Genomic DNA, 5266 nt, shown 5'->3' with positions numbered 1-5266 from the left:
CTGGGGGATTTGGCTGCCGGTTCCGTCTGCGTCGGGGCCCGGCCTGTCCGATGACCAGACAGTACGCCCCGCCGCCCTCCCCCGCTGTGGCCTGCGCCACACTGTGAGACAGCTTTTCCGAAAGGCTCTTTCTTCCGCCCGAACCGTTGAGGCACGGGGGATTTCCTGTACGATCCCCCGACGCCTTTTCCGGCACCCGCCCTTGTTCCGCGCGGGGCCACCACAACGATGCGAGACGGCGCAATGCTTCAGACACCCGACCGGCTGGACCCGGAGGTCGTGATCTTCGATTTCGACGGCGTCATCATCGACTCCGTGCCCACCAAGAACGGCGGCTTCGCCATCCTCTATGGCATCGACGATGCGGAGACGGAGGAGCGGATGCGCCGGACGATCTGGCGCAACGGCGGCCTCAGCCGCTTCAAGATGCTGGCGATCCTGGAGCGGGAGATGTTCGGGCGCGACCCCGGCCCGGCGGAGATCGACGATTTGGCCCGCCGCTACGCCGAGATCGTCGATCCGCGCGTTCCCGATTGCGCGCTGATCGCCGGCGCGGAGACGGTGCTGGACCGGCTGGACGGCACGCCCTGCCACCTCGTCTCGGGCACGCCCCACGAGGTTCTGCTGGGCACTGTGCGCGCCAAGGGGCTGGAGCGGCATTTCCGCAGCATCACCGGCTCCCCCAACGTGAAGGCGGAGGTCTTTGCGCGCATCGTTGCGGAGGGTGGGCACGACCCGGCGCGGGCGCTCGCCATCGGCGATTCCCTGACCGAACTGGAGGCCGCCCGCAAGGCCGGCACGGGCTTCGTCGGGGTGGTGTCTGAAGGGCTGCCGAACCCCTTCCCACCCGACGTGACGGTGGTCGGCGACCTGCACGGGCTCGCCCAACGACTCTGAGCGGCGGATTTGCGGTAAACGGTCGCATTGGGGTATTGTTTATGGGGCCAACAATCCATAAATGATTATGGCATCCTATGACGAAAGGGAGGTCCGTATGCCCGTGCCGAAAGAGGCTGCCGAAGCCGCCCGTGACCGTTATCTGGCGATCCTCAGCGGGTACCCTGGTATGACCCGCGCCGAAGTCACGAAGCTGTCCGACGACTACGCCATCGCGGTCAATTTCGCGTCGGGCATCCCCGACGATCTTCCAAAGGATCTGGACGGCGTGCCGGTGATCGCACGCACCCAGTGACGCTTACCCGGTAACGCGCAAACGCGACGCCCGGTCCACTGTCTGGACCGGGCGTTTCGCATGTCCGGCGCTTACGCCGGGTTGGAGGGGGTGGTTGCGTCGGCGCGCTCCGCCGGACCCTTGTTCATCGCCATCGCCATCATTTGGCTCGCCTGCGCGGTGCAGGTCGCGGCCAGCGTGCGCACCGTCTGGCCGCCTTCGACGAGAAGCCGGCTGAGCATCGGGCCGGGCGCCTCGAAGGTGCCGATGAAGACCCGCTCCTCCTCCCCCTTGCCGGCGAAGCCGCGTTTGAACAGGTGGACGCCGGGGTTGGCCTGGGCGTTGACGCCGTGCAGGTCGTAGCGCTTCCCGCCGCTGGCCTTCACCCATTGCATGGCCTTCCAGTGGACGAGGAAGGCGGCGTTCAGCGGCAGTCCGGCCTCCGCGGTGGCCGAGTTCTGCATCAGCGCGGTGTCGCCGAGCAGCGACACCACCACGCCGGCCACCGGCTCGCCGTTGTGGGAGGCCATCACGGCGTGCATCTTCATGCCGTCGGGCAGGGCGCGGTGGACCTTCGTCAGGGTGCGGCTGTCGAAGGCGCGGAAGCCCTTGCGGCGCTGCGTCTGGATGAACAGGTCGTCGATGGCGTCGAGGATCTCCGGCGAAGAGCCCTCGACGATCTCCAGACCGGCCCCCTCGGCCTTGGCGAGGCCGCGGCGCCAGTGGCGGGACAGGTCCTTGTGGATCGTCGCCTCGTCGCGGGTCAGATCCATGATGAAGGTGCGGTAGGGGGCCTTGGCGTCGCTGTGCCGCATCCCCAGCGCCTCCATGGCGGACAGCGCGCGGGCGCCCTCCCCTGCCCCGTCCTCGACGCGCGGCAGGACGCGCAGAAACAGGCCGCGGCGGCCGCTGTATTCGGCCTTCATCGCTTTCATGATCGCCAGGAAGTCGGCTGGATCGGCTTGCCGGCCCTTGGGGCGCCACAGCGGTCCCCACATGACCAGCGCAATGCCGCCGATGCCCGGCACCCGGCGGACGAGAAGCTGCGCCGCGGCGACCGGCTGGCCGTCCCGGCGCAGCACGATGTGGCTGAGGTCACGGCCGGGATGGGCGATGCGCCCGAAATCCCAGGTCTGGAAGATGTTGGCGTCGTCGAAGCCGTTCATGACGGCGTACCAGCCGCCGCGGTCCATACGGTCGATTTCGACAGCCGGTGAAGCGTCCAGGCAATCGCCCCCAAATGCGTCGGTGTGAATCTGGCGTTTCCCCAGCGAAGTCACGTCGAGCCTCTCGCGTGGTTGGTCGAATGGGCGCAGTCGGGGCGGACGTGGAACCTCGCCCGTCCCGCTTCCCTGGCCGGAGGCCAGAGCCGTCGCATCGTCGAAGGTCGAAGCTCCGCGGAAGGTCTTAGACAATTCACGCGCGGCCTACGGTCTTTGCGATCGTCCACAAACAATAGGAGACGCACGGGAAAATCACACAAACCCTGATGGGTTCGCGCAAAATCCCACTGGATTATTCTCTGTGGCTAAGCGCTTTTTCTGAGGATTGTATGGGCTACGCCCGTATCGACGGTTATGTTGCGGCGCAATACGCCCAATTCGACGCCAATCGAGCGGGAATCCGTGCTTCGGCGTTTAAAACATCGTCAGTTGGATGATGCCGTCGGCGCGGGCGTGGCGTTCCGCCGCGTTGGCGGCGGCATCCTGGGCGCCGTCCTGCGATTGGGCGATCCCGACGGCAACGCGCTCCCCGGCCACCGACACGGTCCAGGTCCAGCGTCCATCGGTCCGCCACGACACGGCCAACTCGCAGCCATGCGCCTGACACACCAGTTGCCGCACCGACCAGTTCGCCGCCATTCGCGCAACCTCACAGCCCCGGCGCCGCCTCCGGCCCCGTATGCCTCAGTTATGCACCGGAGAGGCCATGTTCCGCCAGTGCCGGCTGCTCCGCACCGCGGGTAGACACCCATTGCGGGGGTTGGGACGACTTGATAGCTTCCCAGACGACTCCGGCACAATGGGGCGACGAGGGGGCAATGACCGGCGACGATTTGAAGCTGCTGCGCGAGAGGCGCGGCCTCACCCAGACGCAGATGGCCGCGTTCGTGAACGAACTGACCGGCCGCCGTTACGACAAGCAGCGGCTGAGCAAGTGGGAGACGGGGCGCGAACCCCTGCCCCGCGACGTGCTGGGCCGGTTGTTGCTGCTGTCGCTGGAGCAGCCGGCGACGGAGGCGCCGCGCGCCGGCACGACCATCGCCATCGGCCTGCAAAAGGGTGGCACGGCCAAGACGGCGACGTCGATCAACGTCGCCTTCATGCTGGCCCGGTCGGGGAACCGCGTGTTGCTGGTGGACGCCGATCCGCAGGGCAACGCCACGGTCCATGTCGGCGTGCCGCAGACCGACGTGGTGGCGCTGACCGAGCAGGGCAGGGTGCTCTACCACGCGCTGATGGGCAAGGCGAAGCTGGCCGAGGTCATCCGCCCGACCAGCGTGGAAGGGCTGGACGTCGTACCGTCGAGCATCGCGCTCGCCAGCGCCGACACCGAGCTGCCCGGCAACCTGACCAATGCCCAGACCGCCATGGCGGAGATGCTGGACGCGGTGCGCGGCGCGTATGATTTCATCCTGATCGACTGCGCGCCGAACCTGGGGGCGGTCACCATCAACGCGCTGACCGCGGCGGACTATGTGCTGATCCCCTGCCAGGCGGAGCCGCACGCCATCCTGGGCGTGAACGCCTTCCTGGACACGGTGACGAAGATCCAGCGGCGGCTGAACCCGAACCTGCGGGTGCTGGGCGTCCTGCCGACCATGCTCAATCCCCGCCAGACGCAGGACCGCTCCTCGCTGGAGGACATCGGCCGGCTCTGGGGCGAGGATTACCGGGTCTTCCCGCCGGTGCCGCGCGCGACCATCTACGCGCAGGCCGCCGGGGCCAATGTCATCACGCTGGACGCCGACATCGGCGCGCCGGGCGTGGAAAGCTACGCCGCCATCGCCGGTGCCCTTCTGAAGGCCACCGGACGCATCCGGGAGTCGTCCGATGCCGCCTAAGAAGCTGACCCGCCAGACCGCCGCCACGGTCCTGCAGGCGAAGACCGCCGCCCCGGCCCTGGAGACCGACCGGCTGTTCGGGTTGACCGGCGCCCTGCCCCGGCTGATCGAGGCCGACGTCGCCGCCATCCGCACCGATCCCAACCAGCCGCGCACCGTCTTCGACGAGACCGCGCTCGCCTCGCTCGCCGCCTCCATCGAGCGGCATGGGCTTCAGCAGCCGGTGTTGGTGCAGGAGACGGCGGAGAAGGGCGTCTACCGCCTCGTGGCTGGCGAACGCCGCCTGCGCGCCCACCAGATGCTCGGCCGTCCGACCATCGCCGCCATCATCACCAAGGGCAAGGCGGAGGAGATCGCGCTGATCGAGAACGTCCAGCGCGTGGATCTGGACGCCATCGATCTGGCCCGCGGCCTGACCCAGCTCATCGACAGCCACGGCTATGCCCAGGCGGAGGTCGCCGCGGTGCTCGGCTGCTCGGAGGCCGAGGTGTCGAAGCGTCTGAAGGTGCTGGACCTGCCCGTCGACATTCTCCGCGAGTATCGGGAGAACCCCGACGCGGTGTCCCGCTCCGCCCTGGTCGAGCTGGCCTTCGTCGGCGACGAGGGGGAGGTGCGGCGGCTGTGGCAGTCGGCGCGCACCGGCGGGCTGACGGTGCAGTCGGTGCGCGCGGCGCGGGCGTCCAAGGCGCCGGGCTCGGTGGAGCCGATGCGCGTGCTGGGCCGCTCGATCAACCGCATCGAGAAGGAGCTGAAGGCCATCGACTCGGTCAGCAACGCGATGCAGAAGGAGCATCGCGAGCTGCTGAGGGACTTGCGGATGCGCATCGACGATCTGCTGGGGGAGTGAAGGGTTTCGAAATCGAAAGCGTCTTAAGGTTGTGTCGTTTTGAAGTTTAGGCAACCTATGGCGGCTTTCGAAGTCGAAACGCGAAATGCCTTAGGGCGTCTAATTTGGGCGGTATTGCCCCTACCCCGGCCCTCCCCCGCTGCGCAGGGGAGGGGGCAAAAAAATCCCCTCCCCTGCGTTAGCG

The 5266-nt window shown here is 67.7% G+C and carries 6 protein-coding genes; 4 read left to right on the top strand and 2 right to left on the bottom strand.

Annotated elements, in window-relative coordinates; genetic code table 11:
- The first annotated feature begins 243 nt into the window (after positions 1-243).
- On the top strand, positions 244-897 hold the full coding sequence (locus Q4I23_RS30250; RefSeq protein WP_498528673.1) for an HAD family hydrolase: 654 nt from the start codon (positions 244-246) through the stop codon (positions 895-897).
- A 97-nt stretch (positions 898-994) separates the two neighbouring features.
- Positions 995-1192 carry a hypothetical protein gene (locus Q4I23_RS30245; RefSeq protein ID WP_035683083.1) on the top strand — a complete coding sequence of 66 codons (198 nt, stop codon included), beginning with the start codon at positions 995-997 and terminating at the stop codon, positions 1190-1192.
- A gap of 71 nt (positions 1193-1263) precedes the next feature.
- Here Q4I23_RS30245 and Q4I23_RS30240 read toward each other — a convergent pair whose 3' ends face one another.
- Positions 1264-2364 carry a lipid II:glycine glycyltransferase FemX gene (locus tag Q4I23_RS30240; RefSeq protein WP_498528672.1) on the bottom strand — a complete coding sequence of 367 codons (1101 nt, stop codon included), beginning with the start codon at positions 2362-2364 and terminating at the stop codon, positions 1264-1266.
- 444 nt (positions 2365-2808) lie between these two features.
- Positions 2809-3033: a hypothetical protein gene (locus Q4I23_RS30235; RefSeq protein ID WP_454020750.1), complete on the bottom strand. Its 225-nt coding sequence runs from the start codon at positions 3031-3033 to the stop codon at positions 2809-2811.
- A gap of 179 nt (positions 3034-3212) precedes the next feature.
- On the opposite strand from Q4I23_RS30235, the gene Q4I23_RS30230 reads away from it, so the two are divergent.
- Positions 3213-4235, top strand: a complete 1023-nt coding sequence (locus Q4I23_RS30230) for an AAA family ATPase (RefSeq protein ID WP_454020751.1) — start codon at positions 3213-3215, stop codon at positions 4233-4235.
- Positions 4225-5082, top strand: a complete 858-nt coding sequence (locus Q4I23_RS30225) for a ParB/RepB/Spo0J family partition protein (RefSeq protein ID WP_498528671.1) — start codon at positions 4225-4227, stop codon at positions 5080-5082. Before Q4I23_RS30230 ends, Q4I23_RS30225 begins: the two co-directional genes overlap by 11 nt.
- The last annotated feature ends 184 nt before the right edge of the window (positions 5083-5266 follow it).

Source organism: Azospirillum sp. UFLA03-27, assembly GCF_059803775.1.
Note: the sequence above shows the minus strand (reverse complement) of the source record. Positions and strands in the feature narration are given on the sequence as shown.

Coding starts and splice junctions, on each gene's coding strand:
- Q4I23_RS30250 (WP_498528673.1), top strand. CDS start 244: ATGCTTCAGACACCCGACCGGCTGGACCCGGAGGTCGTGATCTTCGAT.
- Q4I23_RS30245 (WP_035683083.1), top strand. CDS start 995: ATGCCCGTGCCGAAAGAGGCTGCCGAAGCCGCCCGTGACCGTTATCTG.
- Q4I23_RS30240 (WP_498528672.1), bottom strand. CDS start 2,364: ATGGACCGCGGCGGCTGGTACGCCGTCATGAACGGCTTCGACGACGCC.
- Q4I23_RS30235 (WP_454020750.1), bottom strand. CDS start 3,033: ATGGCGGCGAACTGGTCGGTGCGGCAACTGGTGTGTCAGGCGCATGGC.
- Q4I23_RS30230 (WP_454020751.1), top strand. CDS start 3,213: ATGACCGGCGACGATTTGAAGCTGCTGCGCGAGAGGCGCGGCCTCACC.
- Q4I23_RS30225 (WP_498528671.1), top strand. CDS start 4,225: ATGCCGCCTAAGAAGCTGACCCGCCAGACCGCCGCCACGGTCCTGCAG.